Source organism: Pseudomonas sp. 22515 (genome assembly GCF_052044625.1).
Lineage (GTDB): Bacteria > Pseudomonadota > Gammaproteobacteria > Pseudomonadales > Pseudomonadaceae > Aquipseudomonas > Aquipseudomonas alloputida.
This window is the reverse complement of the sequence record NZ_JBQENN010000012.1, coordinates 1-18,918: the sequence shown is the minus strand read 5'-3', so window position 1 is coordinate 18,918 and position 18,918 is coordinate 1. Positions and strand designations below refer to the sequence as shown.

The 18,918-nt window shown below is 58.1% G+C and carries 17 protein-coding genes; 5 read left to right on the top strand and 12 right to left on the bottom strand.

The features are described 5' to 3' along the window. Positions 1 to 53: 53 nt before the first annotated feature. From atpE to rpmH, 12 genes are all read right to left on the bottom strand, one after another. Positions 54 to 311 carry a F0F1 ATP synthase subunit C gene (atpE, locus tag ACTJJN_RS13000; protein WP_003097235.1) on the bottom strand — a complete coding sequence of 86 codons (258 nt, stop codon included), beginning with the start codon at positions 309 to 311 and terminating at the stop codon, positions 54 to 56. Positions 312 to 455: 144 nt separating this feature from the next. Beyond that, positions 456 to 1,325: a F0F1 ATP synthase subunit A gene (gene atpB / locus ACTJJN_RS12995; protein ID WP_003253188.1), complete on the bottom strand. Its 870-nt coding sequence runs from the start codon at positions 1,323 to 1,325 to the stop codon at positions 456 to 458. Positions 1,326 to 1,341: 16 nt separating this feature from the next. After that, positions 1,342 to 1,749: a F0F1 ATP synthase subunit I gene (locus tag ACTJJN_RS12990; RefSeq protein WP_003253187.1), complete on the bottom strand. Its 408-nt coding sequence runs from the start codon at positions 1,747 to 1,749 to the stop codon at positions 1,342 to 1,344. 149 nt (positions 1,750 to 1,898) lie between these two features. Next, positions 1,899 to 2,771: a ParB/RepB/Spo0J family partition protein gene (locus ACTJJN_RS12985; protein WP_003253185.1), complete on the bottom strand. Its 873-nt coding sequence runs from the start codon at positions 2,769 to 2,771 to the stop codon at positions 1,899 to 1,901. Between the two features lie 9 nt (positions 2,772 to 2,780). Continuing rightward, the gene (locus ACTJJN_RS12980; protein ID WP_003253182.1) at positions 2,781 to 3,572 is read right to left on the bottom strand and encodes a ParA family protein; all 792 of its coding nucleotides are present in this window, start codon (positions 3,570 to 3,572) and stop codon (positions 2,781 to 2,783) included. A gap of 18 nt (positions 3,573 to 3,590) precedes the next feature. After that, entirely contained in the window at positions 3,591 to 4,241 is a 651-nt protein-coding gene (rsmG, locus tag ACTJJN_RS12975; protein ID WP_440781312.1) for a 16S rRNA (guanine(527)-N(7))-methyltransferase RsmG, read from the bottom strand. Continuing rightward, positions 4,238 to 6,130, bottom strand: coding sequence for a tRNA uridine-5-carboxymethylaminomethyl(34) synthesis enzyme MnmG (mnmG, locus tag ACTJJN_RS12970; RefSeq protein ID WP_440781311.1), 1,893 nt, complete (start codon positions 6,128 to 6,130; stop codon positions 4,238 to 4,240). Before mnmG ends, rsmG begins: the two co-directional genes overlap by 4 nt. Before the next feature lie 633 nt (positions 6,131 to 6,763). After that, positions 6,764 to 8,134, bottom strand: coding sequence for a tRNA uridine-5-carboxymethylaminomethyl(34) synthesis GTPase MnmE (gene mnmE, locus ACTJJN_RS12965; RefSeq protein ID WP_010951424.1), 1,371 nt, complete (start codon positions 8,132 to 8,134; stop codon positions 6,764 to 6,766). 88 nt (positions 8,135 to 8,222) lie between these two features. Further along, positions 8,223 to 9,905, bottom strand: a complete 1,683-nt coding sequence (gene yidC, locus ACTJJN_RS12960; RefSeq protein ID WP_003253171.1) for a membrane protein insertase YidC — start codon at positions 9,903 to 9,905, stop codon at positions 8,223 to 8,225. A gap of 2 nt (positions 9,906 to 9,907) precedes the next feature. Then, entirely contained in the window at positions 9,908 to 10,153 is a 246-nt protein-coding gene (yidD, locus tag ACTJJN_RS12955; protein ID WP_003253169.1) for a membrane protein insertion efficiency factor YidD, read from the bottom strand. After that, the gene (gene rnpA / locus ACTJJN_RS12950; RefSeq protein WP_003253166.1) at positions 10,146 to 10,550 is read right to left on the bottom strand and encodes a ribonuclease P protein component; all 405 of its coding nucleotides are present in this window, start codon (positions 10,548 to 10,550) and stop codon (positions 10,146 to 10,148) included. Before rnpA ends, yidD begins: the two co-directional genes overlap by 8 nt. 13 nt (positions 10,551 to 10,563) lie before the next feature. Next, entirely contained in the window at positions 10,564 to 10,698 is a 135-nt protein-coding gene (gene rpmH, locus ACTJJN_RS12945) for a 50S ribosomal protein L34 (RefSeq protein ID WP_003253163.1), read from the bottom strand. 595 nt (positions 10,699 to 11,293) lie between these two features. On the opposite strand from rpmH, the gene dnaA reads away from it, so the two are divergent. From dnaA to ACTJJN_RS12920, 5 genes are all read left to right on the top strand, one after another. Next, positions 11,294 to 12,811: a chromosomal replication initiator protein DnaA gene (gene dnaA, locus ACTJJN_RS12940; protein WP_003253158.1), complete on the top strand. Its 1,518-nt coding sequence runs from the start codon at positions 11,294 to 11,296 to the stop codon at positions 12,809 to 12,811. A 40-nt stretch (positions 12,812 to 12,851) separates the two neighbouring features. Continuing rightward, complete coding sequence (dnaN, locus tag ACTJJN_RS12935; protein ID WP_003253156.1) at positions 12,852 to 13,955, top strand: DNA polymerase III subunit beta; 1,104 nt, start codon at positions 12,852 to 12,854, stop codon at positions 13,953 to 13,955. A 15-nt stretch (positions 13,956 to 13,970) separates the two neighbouring features. Beyond that, entirely contained in the window at positions 13,971 to 15,074 is a 1,104-nt protein-coding gene (gene recF / locus ACTJJN_RS12930) for a DNA replication/repair protein RecF (protein ID WP_440781310.1), read from the top strand. A gap of 4 nt (positions 15,075 to 15,078) precedes the next feature. Next, a complete protein-coding gene (gene gyrB / locus ACTJJN_RS12925) occupies positions 15,079 to 17,499 on the top strand; it encodes a DNA topoisomerase (ATP-hydrolyzing) subunit B (protein ID WP_440781309.1) in 2,421 nt (806 codons plus the stop codon). A gap of 207 nt (positions 17,500 to 17,706) precedes the next feature. Continuing rightward, positions 17,707 to 18,912: an ISL3 family transposase gene (locus ACTJJN_RS12920; protein ID WP_080580331.1), complete on the top strand. Its 1,206-nt coding sequence runs from the start codon at positions 17,707 to 17,709 to the stop codon at positions 18,910 to 18,912. The last annotated feature ends 6 nt before the right edge of the window (positions 18,913 to 18,918 follow it).

Sequence of the window (18,918 nt, the reverse complement as noted above, 5' to 3'; positions counted from 1 at the left end):
AACACCTCGCTCGGTCTTAATTCATACAGCCATCAACTCGTGGTGACGAGTGATTAGCCGGCGATCTGACCAACGAACGGATTCGCGAAGGTGAAGAACAGAGCGATACCAACACCGATCATGGTTACGGCGTCGAGCAGACCGGCAACGATGAACATTTTGACCTGCAGCATCGGAACCATTTCTGGCTGACGAGCAGCGCCTTCCAGGAATTTGCCACCCAGCAGGCCGAAACCAATGGCGGTACCCAGAGCACCCAGGCCGATCAGCAGAGCAACAGCGATAGCGGTCAGACCAACTACAGTTTCCATCTTTCCTCCCGACTTTTACGTCGTATTGGTTAGGTTTTTAGTTTGAAGCGGTAAAACAAATCGTTTGGTACAGCATGCCCTTGCGGACTTTTTAAGCCCTCCCCCCGTACCGGCAGGGAAGGCTATCAGACACGCCAGGCGGTCTTAATGGTTATCTTCGTGAGCCATCGACAGGTAGACGATGGTCAGCATCATGAAGATGAAAGCTTGCAGGGTGATGATCAGGATGTGGAACACAGCCCACGCCCATTGCAGCACCACACCCAGGCCGCTGAGCCACAGCAGGCCGGAGCCGAACATTACAGCGATCAGGATGAACACCAGCTCGCCAGCATACATGTTGCCGAACAGACGCAGTGCCAGCGAGATCGGTTTGGCGATCAGGGTGACGAATTCCAGCAGGAAGTTGACCGGAATCAGCAGGATCTGCACGAAGATATTCTTGCTGCCAAACGGGTGCAGGGTCAGCTCACCGATGAAGCCGCCCAGTCCCTTGACCTTGATGCTGTAGAAGATGATCAGGGCGAAGACGCAGAAGGCCATGGCCAGGGTCGCGTTCGGGTCGGTGGTCGACACGGCGCGGAACGGAATGTGCGGGTCACCGGAAATCAGGATGGCCAGCTGAGGAATCCAGTCGACCGGTACCAGGTCAACGGCGTTCATCAGGAATACCCAGACGAAAATGGTCAGCGCCAGTGGTGCGATTACCGGGCTACGGCCGTGGAAGGAGTCCTTCACGCTGCCGTTGACGAAGTCGACCATCACCTCAACGAAGTTCTGCAGACCGCCAGGTTGGCCGGAAGTCGCCTTCTTGGCCGCCATGCGGAAGATCAACAGGAAGATCAGACCCAGCGCGACGGACCAACCCAGGGTGTCCAGGTGGAACGCCCAGAAGCCCATTGCCTTGGCTTCTGCAGCCGAATGGGCGAAGCCCCAGCTGCCGTCTGGTAGTTGACCGTAGGTCAGGTTCTGCAAGTGGTGCTGGATATAGCCCGAAGCGGTTTCTGCTGCCATGGTTGCCTCAAACGCCCTAAGGTCTCGAAAGTCTTTTATTCATCAGCAGGGGCGCGAACCAGCTGACCAAAAGGGTCAACACGAAGACGCCGAATACTGCTAGCGGCGCCAGTGGCTTCACTCCTGCAAAGGTCAGTGCAAAAAGCACTGCCGTCAAAATCATCTTGCCTGCCTCGCCAGCGTAAAACGACTTGACGATAGCTTGTGCCGCCCGAGCCCCGCTGAAGCGAAAAGCCTTCCAGGCGAAATACACATTGGGCAGCCAGGCAATCAAACCTCCGCAAAGGCCTGAATATCCACTGACCGACCCTTTCCACTGCCACACCACCAAGGTTGCCAGCAGCAGTACGACAAATTGAGCCAGCAGTACCGGAAAAACCGCCCAGCGATGGAAAGGCAGGCGGTTTGGCGTGCGTATTTCCATCACAACTGCTCCTCGGAAGTCGACCAACAAGTCAGCTATGACTTGGCATAATTTGTGCCGACAAAATGCGCGCAGAGTATAGGGGTGGATTAACCCCTATTCAACTCTTCGGTAGTGATTTCCGACTTCGCGCTACAACAGGAATTGTTTCAGCGGATGTGAGCGAGCACGCCTTGCAACTCATCAAGCGAGTTGTAGCGAATAACCAACTGGCCTTTGCCCTTGTTGCCATGACGGATCTGCACGGCCGAGCCCAGGCGCTCTGCGAGCCGCTGTTCAAGGCGTGCGATATCCGGATCAGGTTTGCTCGGTTCGACCGGATCAGGCTTGTCGCTGAGCCACTGACGGACCAGTGCCTCGGTTTGGCGCACGGTGAGGCCACGTGCGACAACATGACGCGCCCCCTCCTCCTGACGATTTTCATCCAGGCCGAGCAATGCACGGGCGTGCCCCATCTCCAGATCACCGTGGGCGAGCATGGTCTTGATCGCATCAGGCAAGGTAATGAGGCGCAGCAGGTTGGCCACAGTCACCCGCGACTTGCCCACTGCGTCAGCCACCTGCTGCTGAGTGAGCTCGAATTCCTGTTGCAGGCGCTGCAGGGCCATGGCCTCTTCCAGTGGGTTGAGGTCTTCGCGCTGGATGTTCTCGATCAATGCCATGGCGATGGCGGCTTCGTCGGGCACTTCGCGGACCATGGCCGGGATCGTGTCCAGGCCGGCCTGCTGGGTAGCGCGCCAACGGCGCTCACCGGCGATGATCTCGTATCGGTTGTCGCCAATCGGGCGTACCACGATCGGTTGCATCACACCATGGTTGCGAATCGAGTGCGCAAGCTCTTCCAGCGCCTCCGGGTCCATGTCCCGGCGAGGCTGATACTTGCCGCGCTGGACCAGCTCGACCGGCAGGTGTTGCAGTTCTTTCTGGTCGATCTTCACAGCCTGCTCTTCGAGCGCGCTGACGGAAGGACCACTGAGCAGTGCATCCAACCCACGTCCGAGACCCCGTTTCTTGACGGCCATACGGATTCCTTAAGTTGTTTGTGCAGTGCGTGATGGACGGCGTTGACGGCGTACCAGTTCCCCAGCCAGGGCCAGGTACGCCAGCGCGCCCCGCGATTGCTTGTCGTAAGCAAGGGCTGGCATGCCGAAGCTGGGGGCCTCGGCCAAGCGAATGTTGCGCGGAATGACCGTGTCGTACAGCTGAGGGCCAAAGTGCTCCTTCAACTGTGCCGAAACATCGTTGTTCAGGCTCAGACGCGGATCGTACATGGTCCGCAGCAGGCCCTCGATCTTCAACTCCGGGTTCAACCGGGCGGCGATACGCTTGATGTTATCCACAAGGTCGCTGAGACCTTCCAGTGCGTAGTACTCACACTGCATGGGGATAATCACGCCATCGGAAGCGACCAGAGCATTCAGCGTGAGCATCGACAGCGACGGCGGGCAGTCGATGAGGATGTAGTCGTAGTTATCGCGAATAGGCGCCAGGGCGTTGCGCAGACGGCTTTCCTTGACCTGCATTTCCAGCAGCACCACCTCAGCGGCGGTCAGGTCACGGTTTGCCGGCAGCAACTGGAAGCCTCCGTGCTCGGAGTAGTGCATAGCTTGGGCCAAGTCGCACTCCCCGATCAGCAGGTCGTAGACCGAATGCTCGAGCTCGTGCTTGTCCACACCGCTGCCCATGGTGGCGTTGCCCTGCGGATCGAGGTCGATCAGCAGGACACGACGCTTGGTCGCAGCCAGCGAGGCGGCGAGATTGATACAGGTGGTTGTCTTGCCCACACCACCTTTCTGGTTCGCGATTGCGAATACCTTAGCCATTGTTGCGAGTGTTCCCAGTCATGCCTTGCGGCGCAGTATCAGCAGATGGCGCTGGCCCTGGCAACCCGGAACGGTCAGGGCCTGTTCGCTTTCCACTGTGAAGTCTGCGGGCAATGCTACCAGTTCATCGGCAGGATGCAGCCCCTTCATTGCAAGCCATTGCGTCCCGGTGTCGCCCAAGTGGCGGGTCCAGTTGGTGAAGTTCTCCATGCTGCTGAAGGCGCGGGAGATGATTCCGTCGAACGGTTGTGCCGGCTGGAAGGCCTCGACCCGGCTGTGGATAACCGTGAGGTTGTCCAGCTTGAGTTCCATTTTCACCTGAGTCAGGAAACGGGTCTTCTTGCCATTGGCGTCCAGCACGGTGACGCGCTTGTGTGGATGCAGGGTAGCCAGCGGGATGCCGGGCATGCCACCGCCGCTGCCAACATCCAGCCAGTTATCACGATCGTTGTGGATAAAAGACATGACGCTAAGGCTGTCGAGCAGGTGGCGCGAAACCATCTCGTCCGGGTCGCGCACAGCAGTCAGGTTGTAGGCTTTGTTCCATTTGATCAACAGAGCCAGGTAGCCAAGCAGCTTCTCGTGCTGCTCGGCAGTCAGCTCGACGCCAAGCTGGCGCGCACCTGTGGATAACTCTTCAGCGTGTTGAGGGGTGACCAGGGAACTCAAGCGCTTTGCTCCAATTCGCGGCCAGCGCCGCGTTTTTTCAAGTGAATCAGCAACAGGGAAATCGCCGCCGGGGTCACACCCGGGATACGCGAAGCCTGGCCCAGCGTCTCCGGACGGGTCTGGCTCAGCTTGCCCTGTATCTCCTTGGACAGGCCGGAAATCGTCGTGTAGTCGATATCCACAGGCAGGCGTGTGTCTTCGCTGGCGCGCAGTCGGGCAATTTCATCCTGCTGGCGGTCGATGTAGCCGGCGTATTTGGTGCGGATCTCGACCTGCTCGGCAACCTGTGGATCGATCGCTTCACCGCCAGTCGCTTCGATCAGGCCGGCGTAGTCGATTTCGGGGCGCGCCAGCAGGTTGAGCAAGCTGTACTCGTGGCTCAGCGGAGTGCCGAATTTATCCACAACGGCCTGACCTTGCTCGGTATTCGGCCGAACCCAGGTCGATTTCAGGCGCTGTTCCTCACGCTCGATACCGTCGCGCTTGGCGCAGAACGCGGCCCAGCGCAGGTCATCGATCAGGCCCAGTTCACGGCCCTTTTCGGTCAGGCGCAGGTCGGCGTTGTCTTCGCGCAGTATCAGCCGATACTCGGCACGCGAGGTAAACATGCGGTACGGCTCCTGGGTACCCAAGGTAATCAGGTCGTCCACCAGTACGCCGATGTATGCCTCGTCGCGGCGCGGGCACCAGCTGTCACGGCCCTGCGCCCGAAGTGCGGCGTTAGTCCCGGCCAGCAGGCCCTGGGCGCCGGCTTCTTCGTACCCGGTGGTGCCGTTGATCTGCCCGGCGAAGAACAGGCCGCCGATAACTTTGGTCTCGAGGCTGTACTTGAGGTCACGGGGATCGAAGTAGTCGTACTCGATGGCATAGCCCGGGCGCACGATGTGGGCGTTTTCCATGCCGCAGATCGAACGGACCAGCTCCAACTGCACGTCGAACGGCAGCGAAGTGGAAATACCGTTGGGATACAACTCATGGGTGTTCAAGCCTTCCGGCTCAATGAACACCTGGTGGCTTTCCTTGTCGGCGAAGCGGTGGATCTTGTCTTCGATCGACGGACAGTAGCGCGGACCGACACCTTCGATCACGCCCGAGTACATCGGTGAACGGTCGAGGTTCGAGGCAATGATCTCGTGGGTGCGCGCATTGGTGTGGGTAATCCAGCAGCTCACCTGACGCGGGTGCATTTCGGCATTGCCCATGAACGACATCACCGGGATCGGCGTATCGCCTGGCTGTTCGGTCATTACCGAGAAGTCCACCGAGCGGCCGTCAATGCGTGGCGGGGTACCGGTTTTCAGGCGGCCGACGCGCAGCGGCAGTTCACGCATGCGGTGGGCCAGGGCAATCGAAGGTGGATCACCGGCGCGACCACCGGAATGGTTTTGCAGACCAATGTGGATAAGGCCGCCGAGGAAGGTACCGGTAGTCAGCACCACCGATTCGGCAAAGAAACGCAGGCCCATCTGGGTCACCACGCCTTTGACCTGGTCCTGGTCGACGATCAGGTCATCGCAGGACTGCTGGAATATCCACAGGTTTGGCTGGTTTTCCAGGATTTCACGTACCACTGCCTTGTAGATGGCGCGGTCGGCTTGCGCACGGGTGGCTCGTACGGCCGGGCCCTTGCGGTTGTTCAGAACGCGGAACTGGATGCCGCTCTTGTCGGTGGCCAGCGCCATGGCGCCGCCGAGCGCATCGATCTCTTTGACCAGATGGCTTTTGCCAATACCGCCGATGGCGGGGTTGCAGCTCATGTGACCGAGGGTTTCCACGTTATGGGTCAGCAGCAGGGTTTTCACACCCATGCGTGCAGACGCAAGCGCAGCCTCGGTACCGGCATGGCCGCCGCCGATGACGATCACGTCAAAACGGGAAGGGAAATCCACCACGCACCTCGTGCCTGTTTTTGCGAATAGAGAAGGTAAGCGGACAAGTATAGGGACTTCACCCCCAGTAAAGAAACCGTCTGAGCAAATTTTGACCAGTCTGTGGATGAGTGGCAAACAACAGAAATCAAAGAGAAGAAATTTAAAAAGCTTTGTTTTTATGTTTATTCTTATGCACAGCGATATCTGTGGATAAAGTCCTGTATCCCAATAATGGCGCTATGTAGAGAGAAATTAAACCCTGTGTCTGGAGTGCCATGAGGCCTATGGATAACGTCTTTTAGCCTGTGGATTAAATGGCTGTTTACCCACAGGCGGGTTTTTCCTCAGAAAAAAAGCCCGCTTATCAACTGAGCTGAAGGCGACTTTTCCACAGGGCTCCTGAGCACAGTTTTCGAGCCGAGCATGGAAAATTCATCTCGCTGGCGGCCAGACATGGTCAGGTTGGAGCGATCGAGCCCGCGAAGGGGTCGGTACATCCACAGAGATCTGGAGCTTGTAAGGGCTTCTTCGCGGGTCCGCCCGCCCCCACAGGTGTTTGGGTCATCGGCCTGCATTCATCTTCTGCAACGAATTTCAGGCAAAAAAAAGCCGCTCCCTAAGGAGCGGCGCTTGGCCTTGCCTGGCTGTGGATTACTTGCCGATGCAGAAGCTGGAGAATATCCGCCCAAGCAGGTCATCCGAGCTGAATGCTCCTGTAATCTCCCCCAGCGCATGCTGTGCCTGGCGTAAGTCCTCAGCCAGAAGCTCTCCCGCGCCCGCCAAGGTCAATTGAGCACGGCCGTGCTCCAGGTGCTCGCTGGCTTGGCGCAAGGCATCCAGATGGCGCCGGCGGGCGCTGAAGCCACTCTCTGCAGTCTGCTCGTAACCCATACAACCCTTCAGATGGTCGCGGAGCAGTTGCAGCCCTGTGTCGTCGCCCTTGGCGCTCAGGGTAATGGTCACATGGCCGTCATCGCACTGTTCCAGCGCTACCCGCTCACCACTCAGGTCGGCCTTGTTGCGAATCAACGTGACCTTGGCCGGGTCCGGCCGCTGAGCGAGAAACTCCGGCCACAAAGCGAACGGATCGCTGGCCTCGGGCGCAGTGGAGTCGACCACCAGCAGCACACGGTCTGCTTCGCCAATGGCCTTCAGGGCGCGTTCCACACCGATCTTTTCCACATGGTCATCGGTATCGCGCAAGCCGGCAGTATCGACAACGTGCAGCGGCATGCCGTCGATGTGGATATGTTCGCGCAGGATATCCCGCGTGGTGCCGGCGATGTCAGTGACGATGGCTGCTTCCCGCCCGGCCAGCTGGTTCAGCAAGCTCGATTTACCGGCATTAGGTCGGCCAGCAATGACTACCGTCATGCCGTCACGCAGCAAGGCGCCCTGCCCGGCCTCGCGCTGCACAGTGGATAACTCGCTGCGCACGGCATCAAGCATCGACAGCACGTGGCCATCGGCGAGGAAGTCGATCTCTTCCTCAGGAAAGTCGATCGCCGCCTCGACGTAAATTCGCAGGGCAATCAACGCCTCGGTGAGGCTGTGCACACGCCTGGAGAATTCCCCTTGCAGCGAGCGCAGGGCGTTGCGCGCTGCCTGGCTGGAACTGGCCTCGATCAGGTCGGCGATGGCTTCGGCCTGCGCCAGGTCGAGCTTGTCGTTGAGGAAGGCGCGCTCGCTGAACTCGCCCGGGCGAGCCAGACGACAGCCGACTTGTACACAGCGCTGCAGCAGCATGTCCAAAACCACCGGGCCGCCGTGTCCCTGCAGTTCAAGCACGTCCTCACCAGTGAACGAATTAGGCCCGGGAAAGAACAGAGCAATCCCTTCGTCCAGCACCAGCCCTTCATCGTCGCGGAACGGACCGTAATGGGCATGCCGCGGGGTCAGGGTGCGCCCAGTGATCAACAGGCCGGCCTTGGCAGCCAGAGGGCCGGACAACCTGACAATTCCCACACCGCCCCGGCCTTGGGCCGTGGCGATGGCGGCGATGGTTTCACGCACAGTGTTCATGCTCGAAAGCCTCTACGACAAAAACGACAGATAGCAAAAACGCCCCACTAGGGGGCGTTTTTTATTCATAGGCTAGCGTATTAGCCCGTCAAGCAGCAGCTTTTTTGGTAGCTGCTTCGATACGGCGAGTGATGTACCACTGCTGCGAAATCGACAGGCAGTTGTTCACAACCCAGTACAGCACCAGACCGGCAGGGAACCACAGGAAGAAGAAGGTGAAGATGATTGGCATCATTTTCATCACCTTGGCCTGCATCGGATCCGGCGGTGTCGGGTTCAGGCGCTGCTGGATGAACATGGTGGCGCCCATGATGATCGGCAGGATGAAGAACGGATCCTTGATCGACAGGTCGGTAATCCACAATATCCATGGGGCCTGGCGCATTTCCACGCTTTCCAGCAATACCCAGTACAGGGCCAGGAATACCGGCATCTGCACCAGGATCGGCAGGCAGCCGCCCAGTGGGTTGATCTTCTCTTTCTTGTAAAGCTCCATCATCGCCTGGGACATCTTCTGGCGATCGTCACCGAAGCGTTCCTTGAGTGCGGCGAGCTTAGGTGCAACGGCACGCATACGCGCCATGGAGCGGTAGCTGGCAGCCGACAGCGGGAAGAACAGGCCTTTGATCAACATGGTCAGCACGATGATCGACCAGCCCCAGTTACCCAGCAGGCTGTGGATATGTTGCAGCAGCCAGAAGATCGGCTGAGCGATGAACCACAGGAAGCCGTAGTCGACGGTCAATTCCAGGCCTGGGGACAACTCTTTCAGCTTGGACTGGATCTTCGGGCCGGCGTACAGCAGGGCACTGGTTTCGACCTTGCCGCCAGCCGGTACGCTGATAACGGGGCCGGTGTAGCCGATGATGTAGTTGCCCTGGCTATCCTTGCGGGTCTGGACAACGTTGTTGTCCGACTTGGCCGGAATCCAGGCGGTCACGAAGTAGTGCTGCAGCCAGGCAACCCAGCCGCCGGACACATTTTCTTTCAAACTACCTTTGTCGATGTCCTTCATCGAGACCTTTTTGTAAGGCTCAGATGCTGTCCACAGGGCTGCACCCAGGTAGGTAGCGGTGCCGGTGGCAGTACTGGAAGACGGATCGCCGCTGGCATCACGCTTGAGCTGGGCAAACATGTTGCCGCTCCAGGCCTGGCCGCTCTGGTTGTCGATCAGGTAGCTGACATTCAGGTCGTACTCACCGCGCTTGAAGCTGAAACGCTTGATGTAGTTGACACCGTTGTCACTGAACTTCAGGTCTACCACCAGTTGTTCCTGGCCGTCGGCCAGCTGGTAGCTCTTCTGCTCGGCGGCATACAGGGGACGGCCGCTGGCGCGGGCATCCGGGCCATCGGTGCCGGTCAGACCACTTTGTGCCAGGTAAACACGCTCACCACCGTTGTCGAACAACTGGAATGGAATGTTCGGGTGGTCTTGACGGCGTGGGTACTTCGGCAGGTTCAGCTGGACGATGTCACCACCGACCGGATCGATAGCCAGTTCCAGAACGTCGGTCTTGACTCGGATCAGGTCCTTGCTGAGTGCGACCGGTGCCAGTTCGGCAGGGCTCGATTCGGCGTTGGCGCTCGGTACATCGGCGCTGGCACCGTTGTTACCGGCCGGCACGCCATCGGGCAAGCCCGGAGCAACAGTGCTGGCAGCAGTATTCTGAGTCGGCAGGGCAGCCTGGCCGTAGTCATCGTTCCACTTCAGGACCATGACGTAGGACACGACTGCCAGCGCGGCGATCAGGATCGTGCGTTTAATATCCATGATTACTCGGCTATCGAAGAAGTTCGGGAGGAAGGAGCGGGTGGAACGGGGTCGAAACCGCCGTCATTCCACGGATGACAACGCCCCAGGCGACGAACGGCCAGCCACCCACCACGCCAGATGCCATGGTTTTCGATGGCTTCATACGCGTAACAGGAGCAACTGGGGAAAAACCGACAGTGATTGGCCATCAGAGGACTAATGGCGTAACGGTAAAACTGGATCGGAACGAGTGCCAGTTTACGCATCTTGGCTGTCTACCCCTGCGGAATTGGCGGTGACTGCTGGTGTCGGCCGGCTGCGCGCCAAGCGTTTCCAGAGCTTGCCAAAGTGTTGGTGCAATTCCGGGTTTTCTATCTCACCCAATCCCTTGCGCGCGACGATCACGATGTCCAGGCCGGCAAGCAATTGCTGGTTCAGACGAAAGGAATCGCGCATCAAGCGCTTGAGGCGGTTGCGTTGAACGGCGAGCTTGACACTCTTCTTGCCGATTACCAAGCCAAGGCGTGGGTGATCGAGGCCGTTCTCGCGAGCAAGGATCAGCAGGTTTTTCCCTGGAACCTTGCCGGTTGGGGAGTCGAAGACCGCTTTGAAATGCCGGGGTGTAAGCAGTCGCTTTTCCCGACTGAAGTCCTGACTCACCACCTGTGCCGAAAAATCAAATGGCCAGACGCTTACGGCCTTTGGCACGACGACGCGACAGAACAGCACGGCCGTTCTTGGTAGCCATACGGGCACGGAAACCGTGGGTGCGGGCGCGCTTGATGGTGCTTGGTTGGAAAGTACGTTTCATGGCGTGTTACCTGGTTTGTCGACGACGGGCCGGGATGGCCCCCTTTTTAAGAGACCGGCGATTCTAGAGAAAGCAAGCCCATAGGTCAATTTCCAACCAGTCTTTCCATATAGAGCATGTGATGGACGGTGCCTGTTGATCAGTGCCCAAGCAGTGCTTGATCGGACACACGGATCGGGGACAACATGAAAAAAAAGAAGAGACATATAAAAAGCTTTTTTGAAGAACTTATAACTCTTAAGTGGATAACCTTCTGTGGATAACCTTCGCCGGCCCATGAGTTACGGGGTGTACAGAGTTTTACAACTTTGTTCTGAACCCGTGCTGCGCTTGTTCCCATCGTGAGCGAAAGCTGTGGATGAAAACACCTGTTATCCACAGTGGAGTTATCAACAGGCTAGGGGTTAGGGTTGTGCATAGCCCTCACGGCCGTTTATCCACAGGGCTTATTCACAGAGGCGAAATGCCGTTTTGGTCGATAAATGGCTGTTTTGTCATGGTTCCTAACGTGTCCACATGTGGATAACTGAACGCTCGACCGGTACAATGGCGGTTTGTTTTTGCCTCATCCGGCTTTCAAACTCAGGGGATATCCGTGTCAGTGGAACTTTGGCAGCAGTGCGTGGAGCTTCTGCGCGATGAACTGCCTGCCCAGCAATTCAACACCTGGATCCGTCCGCTACAGGTCGAAGCCGAAGGCGACGAGTTGCGCGTCTATGCGCCTAACCGTTTCGTTCTCGATTGGGTCAATGAAAAGTACCTGGGTCGCTTGCTCGAGCTGTTGGGTGAGAACGGTAGCGGCATTGCACCAGCCCTTTCCTTATTAATAGGTAGCCGCCGCAGCTCGGCCCCAAGGGCTGCGCCCAACGCGCCGGTCAGCGCTGCCGTTGCGGCCTCGCTGGCGCAGACTCAGGCGCACAAGACGGCCCCGGCAGCAGCGGTTGAACCCGTTGCCGTGGCCGCGGCCGAGCCTGTATTGGTCGAGACGTCTTCGCGTGACAGCTTTGATGCCATGGCCGAGCCTGCTGCGGCGCCGCCCAGTGGTGGCCGGGCTGAACAGCGCACCGTGCAGGTTGAAGGTGCGCTCAAGCACACCAGTTATCTGAACCGGACCTTTACCTTTGACACCTTCGTCGAAGGTAAGTCGAACCAGCTCGCCCGCGCGGCTGCCTGGCAGGTTGCGGACAACCCTAAGCATGGTTACAACCCACTGTTCCTTTATGGCGGTGTGGGTTTGGGTAAAACCCACCTTATGCATGCTGTGGGTAACCATCTGCTGAAGAAGAATCCGAACGCCAAGGTGGTGTACCTGCATTCGGAGCGTTTCGTCGCGGACATGGTCAAAGCGTTGCAACTCAATGCCATCAACGAATTCAAGCGCTTCTACCGCTCGGTGGACGCGTTGCTGATCGACGATATCCAGTTCTTCGCTCGCAAAGAGCGCTCGCAAGAAGAGTTTTTCCACACCTTCAACGCCTTGCTTGAGGGCGGCCAGCAGGTAATCCTTACCTCTGACCGCTATCCCAAGGAAATCGAAGGCCTGGAAGAGCGTCTGAAGTCGCGCTTTGGTTGGGGCCTGACGGTGGCTGTCGAGCCGCCAGAGCTGGAGACCCGCGTAGCGATCCTGATGAAGAAGGCCGACCAGGCCAAAGTCGAGCTCCCGCATGACGCAGCCTTTTTCATCGCTCAGCGCATTCGCTCCAACGTCCGTGAGCTGGAAGGTGCACTGAAGCGGGTTATCGCTCACTCGCATTTCATGGGGCGTGACATCACCATCGAGCTGATTCGTGAATCGCTCAAGGATCTGTTGGCGCTGCAAGACAAACTGGTCAGTGTGGATAACATTCAGCGTACTGTCGCTGAGTACTACAAGATCAAGATCTCCGATCTGTTGTCCAAGCGTCGTTCGCGTTCTGTCGCGCGCCCGCGTCAGGTAGCCATGGCCCTGTCCAAGGAGTTGACCAACCACAGTCTGCCGGAAATCGGCGACATGTTCGGTGGTCGCGACCATACGACCGTGCTGCACGCCTGCCGCAAAATCAATGAACTGAAGGAATCCGACGCGGACATCCGCGAGGACTACAAGAACCTGCTGCGGACGCTGACGACCTGATGGCCGTCTGCGCAGCTAATTGAAGGCAAGGGACTAGACCATGCATTTCACCATTCAACGCGAAGCCCTGTTGAAACCCCTGCAACTGGTCGCCGGTGTCGTCGAGCGCCGTCAGACCTTGCCGGTCCTGTCCAACGTATTGCTGGTCGTACAAGGCCAGCAACTGTCGTTGACCGGTACCGACCTGGAAGTCGAGCTGGTAGGCCGAGTGCAACTGGAAGAGCCGGCCGAGCCTGGCGAGATCACTGTTCCGGCGCGCAAGCTGATGGACATCTGCAAAAGCCTGCCTAACGACGCCCTGATCGATATCAAGGTCGACGAGCAGAAGTTGTTGGTAAAGGCCGGCCGCAGCCGCTTCACCCTGTCGACCCTGCCTGCCAACGACTTCCCGACTGTGGAAGAAGGCCCGGGTTCGCTGACCTGCAACCTGGAGCAGAGCAAGCTGCGCCGCCTGATCGAGCGAACCAGCTTCGCCATGGCCCAGCAGGATGTGCGCTATTACCTCAACGGCATGCTGCTTGAGGTTTCCCGCAACACGTTGCGGGCCGTATCCACCGACGGTCACCGCTTGGCGCTTTGCTCGATGAGCGCGCCGATCGAGCAGGAGGATCGACACCAGGTCATCGTGCCGCGTAAAGGTATCCTGGAGTTGGCGCGCCTGCTGACCGATCCTGAAGGTATGGTCAGCATCGTGCTGGGCCAGCATCACATCCGCGCCACTACTGGCGAGTTCACCTTTACCTCCAAGCTGGTGGACGGCAAGTTCCCGGACTACGAGCGCGTACTGCCCAAAGGCGGTGACAAGCTGGTTGTCGGAGACCGCCAGGCGCTGCGTGAAGCTTTCAGCCGTACTGCGATTCTTTCCAACGAAAAGTACCGCGGTATTCGCCTGCAACTGGCTGCCGGTCAACTGAAGATCCAGGCTAACAACCCTGAGCAGGAAGAAGCTGAAGAAGAAATCAGCGTGGACTACGAAGGTAGCTCGCTGGAGATTGGTTTCAACGTCAGCTACTTGCTGGACGTGCTGGGCGTGATGACTACTGAGCAAGTTCGTCTGATCTTGTCCGATTCAAACAGCAGTGCGCTGCTGCAGGAAGCTGGCAATGACGATTCTTCCTACGTTGTCATGCCGATGCGCCTGTAACCTGTAGCAGGCGAAATGTCCCTTCGACGTATCATGGTCACCGCGGTGCGCAACTTGCACCCGGTGACACTCTTACCCTCCCCCCGCATCAACATCCTTTACGGCGCCAACGGCAGCGGCAAGACTAGCGTGCTCGAAGCCGTGCATTTGCTCGGGCTGGCCCGTTCATTTCGCAGCACCCGCCTGAATCCGGTTATTCAGTACGAACAGGCTGCCTGTACTGTGTTCGGCGAGGTTCAGCTGACGGAGGGTGGTACGAGCAACCTGGGTGTGTCCCGTGAGCGCCAAGGGGATTTTACTATCCGCATCGATGGGCAGAATGCGCGCAGTGCTGCGCAATTGGCTGAGTTACTGCCCCTTCAGCTCATCAACCCAGACAGTTTCCGGCTGCTGGAAGGTGCCCCAAAAATACGCCGCCAGTTTCTGGACTGGGGGGTGTTCCACGTGGAACCTCGTTTTCTGCCAGCCTGGCAACGCCTTCAGAAGGCGCTGCGGCAGCGGAACTCATGGTTGCGTCATGGTACACTTGACCCAGCTTCGCAAGCCGCCTGGGACCGGGAATTGTGCCTGGCTAGCGCGGAAATAGATGAATACCGTCGCAACTACATCAAGGCCTTGAAGCCCGTCTTCGAGCGAACCCTGAGCGAACTGGTCGAGCTGGACGGGTTGACCCTAAGCTACTATCGAGGCTGGGACAAGGACCGGGAACTGCAAGAAGTGCTCGCCTCCTCCCTCCTTCGCGATCAGCAGATGGGCCATACCCAAGCCGGTCCGCAGCGTGCTGATCTGCGTTTGCGGTTGGCTGGCAATAACGCAGCCGACATCCTGTCGCGTGGTCAGCAAAAGTTGGTGGTATGCGCATTGCGCATTGCCCAAGGCCACCTCGTTAGTCAGGCTCGCCGCGGTCACTGTATTTATCTCGTGGATGACTTGCCGTCCGAACTGGATGACCAGCATCGCCGCGCACTGTGCCGCTTGCTTGAAGAATTACGCTGCCAGGTGTTCATCACCTGTGTAGATCACGAATTACTGAGGGAAGGCTGGCAGACGGAAACGCCAGTTGCTTTGTTCCACGTGGAACAAGGCCGTATCACCCAGACCCACGACCATCGGGAGTGAAGGCATGAGCGAAAATCAAACGTACGACTCCTCCAGCATCAAGGTGCTGAAAGGTTTGGATGCCGTACGCAAGCGTCCCGGCATGTACATTGGCGACACCGATGATGGTAGTGGCCTGCACCACATGGTCTTCGAGGTGGTCGACAACTCGATCGACGAAGCCCTCGCCGGTCACTGCGATGACATCACTGTCATCATCCATCCGGACGAATCTATCAGTGTGCGCGACAACGGTCGCGGTATTCCGGTCGATGTGCATAAGGAAGAAGGCGTTTCCGCAGCCGAGGTCATCATGACTGTGCTGCACGCCGGCGGTAAGTTCGACGACAACTCCTACAAAGTATCCGGCGGTTTGCACGGTGTAGGTGTGTCGGTTGTGAACGCCCTGTCCGAGAAGCTGGTTCTGACCGTTCGCCGTAGCGGCAAGATCTGGGAACAGACTTACGTTCACGGTGTTCCACAAGCGCCTATGGCGGTTGTCGGTGACAGTGAAACCACGGGTACCCACATCCACTTCAAGCCATCGGCTGAAACCTTCAAGAACATTCACTTCAGCTGGGACATCCTGGCCAAGCGCATCCGCGAGCTGTCGTTCCTCAACTCGGGCGTTGGCATTCTGCTGAAGGATGAGCGCAGCGGTAAGGAAGAGTTCTTCAAGTACGAAGGCGGTTTGCGTGCGTTCGTCGAGTACTTGAACACCAACAAGACGCCGGTCAACTCCCAGGTGTTCCACTTCAACGTTCAGCGTGACGATGGCGTGGGTGTTGAAGTCGCCCTGCAATGGAACGACAGCTTCAACGAAAACCTGCTGTGCTTTACCAACAATATTCCGCAGCGAGATGGCGGCACCCACCTGGTGGGCTTCCGTTCCTCGCTGACCCGTAGCCTTAACAGCTACATCGAGCAGGAAGGCCTGGCCAAGAAGAACAAGGTGGCAACCACTGGCGACGACGCCCGTGAAGGCCTGACCGCAATCATCTCGGTGAAGGTACCGGACCCGAAGTTCAGCTCGCAGACCAAGGACAAGCTGGTCTCCTCGGAGGTGAAAACCGCCGTGGAACAGGAGATGAACAAGTACTTCGCCGATTTCCTCTTGGAAAACCCGAACGAGGCGAAGGCCGTCGTTGGCAAGATGATCGACGCAGCTCGCGCCCGTGAAGCCGCCCGTAAAGCCCGTGAAATGACCCGCCGTAAAGGTGCGCTGGATATCGCGGGTCTGCCGGGCAAACTGGCCGACTGCCAAGAGAAGGATCCTGCTCTCTCCGAACTGTACCTGGTGGAGGGTGACTCTGCGGGTGGCTCGGCCAAGCAAGGCCGCAACCGTCGTACCCAGGCGATCTTGCCGCTGAAGGGTAAAATCCTCAACGTCGAGAAAGCGCGCTTCGACAAGATGATTTCGTCCCAGGAAGTGGGCACGCTGATCACTGCGCTGGGCTGTGGTATCGGCCGTGAAGAGTACAACATCGACAAACTGCGTTATCACAACATCATCATCATGACCGATGCTGACGTTGACGGTTCGCACATCCGTACGCTGCTGCTGACTTTCTTCTTCCGTCAGCTGCCAGAGCTGGTCGAGCGTGGCTACATCTATATTGCCCAGCCGCCGCTGTACAAGGTGAAACGAGGCAAGCAGGAGCAGTACATCAAGGACGATGAGGCCATGGAAGAGTACATGACCCAGTCGGCTCTGGAAGATGCCAGCCTGCACCTGGACGAATCGGCACCAGCAGTTTCCGGTGTGCAGCTGGACGCGCTGGTGAATGAGTTCCGTAGTGTCATGAAGACTCTCAAGCGCCTGTCGCGCTTGTACCCGGAAGAGCTGACTGAGCACTTTGTCTACCTGCCTGAGGTGACCCTGGAGCAGTTGGGTGACCACGCAGTGATGCAAGCCTGGCTGACTCAGTTCCAGGCGCGTCTGAACTCCAGCCAGAAGTCTGGCCTGGCTTACAACGCCAGCCTGCGTGAAGACAAAGAGCGCAACGTATGGCTGCCTGAAGTGGAAATTACCTCTCACGGTCTGGCCAGCTATATCACGTTCAACCGCGATTTCTTCGGCAGCAATGACTACCGTACCGTAGTCAACATTGGTGCCAAGCTTTCGAGCCTGTTGGGTGAAGGTGCGTACGTGCAGCGGGGTGAACGCCGCAAGGCAATCGTCGAGTTCAAAGAGGGCCTGGATTGGCTGATGAACGAGACCACCAAGCGCCATACGATTCAGCGATACAAAGGGCTGGGGGAGATGAACCCGGACCAACTGTGGGAAACCACCATGGACCCGACCGTTCGCCGTATGCTCAAGGTCACGATCGAAGATGCCATCGCCGCTGACCAGATCTTCAACACCCTGATGGGTGATGCGGTCGAGCCGCGTCGTGACTTCATCGAAAGTAACGCGCTGTCGGTGTCGAACCTGGACTTCTGATCAGGTGTAGGTTCACAGAAAAGCTGCACGCTTTCACAAATAGATGACCGGCCGGGCTTCAACCATGGCCCCTGTCGGTCACCATCAAGCCCGCCTTCGCGGGCTTTTTTTTGGTTCTTCACGGAATCCCGGGAAAGACAGAAACAAGAACGCCGGTTTGATGGATGATGTTCGTGCGAGCAAACACATCAACAAACCGGCGTTCTTGTGCACGATATTAATACGTTTCTGCCCTTTTGGGAGGGCTTTTCTGTCATTGCCATCAGGCCTGACGGCGACGATCTGCTGATCGACCTGATTCCGCAGCCCACTAGGTTCCCCACCTGCAGCGGCTGCCATCAGCCCAGCACCGCCATCCACGAATACTGCCAGCGCTCGATCCGTGATCTCCCCATTCTTGGCCATGCGGTACGGTTGAATGTGGAACTGCGGCGCGTTGGGTGTCGCGCATGCGGCAAGCGGATGGAGTCAGTCAGCTGGCTTGATCGCTATTCGCGTATGACCCAGCGCTTGGCCGAGGCCGTGATCCAGGCTTGCCAGCGGCTGCCTACCCTGCACGTCGCCGAGCTGTTTGACTTGCATTGGGACAGTGTGCGCTTGCTGGAACGACGAGCTCTACAAGCCGCTCTAGAGAAGCTACCAAAGGCCCAGCCCAGGCGCCTGGTGATGGACGAGTTCGCCCTGTTCAAAGGCCATCGCTACGCCAGCGTGGTGCTGGACGCCGATACCCGCCGGGTGCTGTGGATTGGTGAAGGACGTAGCAGAACGGCTATCAGGCCCTTCTTTGAAGAGCTGGGGCCAGAAGGCTGTGCGCGGATCGAAGCAGTGGCGATGGACATGAACACCGCATTTGACCTAGAGGTACGCCAACACTGCCCTCAGGCACGCGTGGTCTACGACCTGTTTCATGTAGTCGCCAAGTATGGGCGCGAGGTGATTGACCGGGTACGGGTCGACGAAGCCAACCGTCTGCGCCATGACAAACCCGCGCGCAGGGTGATCAAGCAAGCACGCTGGCTACTGCTGCGTAATCCGGAAAATCTCAAGCGAGAAGATCAACAGGTGCACCTGAGGGATCTGCTGTCGGCTAACCAATCGCTGATGACGGTTTATCTGATGAAAGCAGAGTTAAAAGCGCTGTGGTCGCCCACCACCGCCTGGGGTTGGCGATCAGCCTGGAAGCAGTGGCTGCGTCTGGCTGATGAAAGCGCGATACCGGCACTGAAGCAGTTTGCTAAACGCCTGAAGGGATACTGGCGCGGCATCTTGAGCAGGGTGCGATGGCCAATGCATACGGGCCAGCTGGAAGGCATCAACAACCGGATCAAGGTGATCAAGCGGATGGCTTACGGCTACCGGGACAGCGAATTCTTTTTCATGAAGATCAAGAATGACTTTCCCGGCAATCCGTGAAGAACC